The organism is Oleiphilus sp. HI0043 (assembly GCF_001634935.1).
Genome location: NZ_LWEY01001507.1, coordinates 1 through 908, shown reverse-complemented (window position 1 = coordinate 908; position 908 = coordinate 1). Strand labels below are relative to the sequence as shown.

Genomic DNA, 908 nt, shown 5'->3' with positions numbered 1-908 from the left:
ACATCATTTGCTCCATGCGCAAAACTTAATAATGCCGCAGCAAAAATCAGAGGTATAGTGAAGAGATTGTTGACGCCTTCCTTATTATTCTCTTGCTTTTTGGATGACTTTGAAACTAAAGGTTTTATTACAACAAAAAAACATGCGGCGACAGCAAGACCAATCATGGCGGCCATTTGGAAGTCAATTTTCCATATTTTTTTCAAACCTTTAAGCGCTAAATAAGTACTAAACGCCCACGCCATCAACGCGATCAACCAAGGAACAAAGCGTCTTGCCGATTGAAGCATGTCATCCTGATAAATAATCTTCTTTTTAATGAATAGGAGAAGCGAGGCTGCAATAACGCCCCCTAGCACAGGTGAGATAACCCAACTCGCAGCAATCATCCCCATTTTATTCCAGTTTGCAATGGCCAATCCGCCAGCAGCAATACCTGCGCCAAGCACGCCACCAACGATTGAATGAGTTGTTGAAACGGGCGCACCGAGGTAAGTAGCTGCATTCAACCAAACAGCACCAGCAAATAAGGCTGAAAGCATTAACCAGATAAAAGTAGTGGAATCAGTAATATTTTCGGGGTTGATAATACCCTTCTTAATGGTACTGACGACTTCACCGCCAGCTAACAAGGCACCACCGGCCTCAAAGATTGCAGCTATTATTATCGCCCAGGTTAGTGTGAGCGCTTTTGAGCCAACCGCTGGGCCAACGTTATTGGCCACATCATTGGCACCTATATTCATTGCCATATAGCCGCCAACTACTGCGGCGATAGATAAAACCAAAGAACCTTGTCCAAGCTGGAAGCTTGTCGCGACGTAAGCTAGAATCCCGGCTAAGAATAAAAATGCCAGCCCCAGACGAGAAAATTCTTTTCGACTATCGTTCACAGCAGAATCGATTTT

1 protein-coding gene is annotated in these 908 nt (G+C 44.3%); it reads right to left on the bottom strand.

The features are described from left to right. Positions 1-893, bottom strand: an 893-nt coding sequence (locus A3729_RS21755; RefSeq protein WP_231877484.1) for an inorganic phosphate transporter, incomplete at its 3' end; no start/stop codon positions are given. Positions 894-908: the final 15 nt, after the last annotated feature.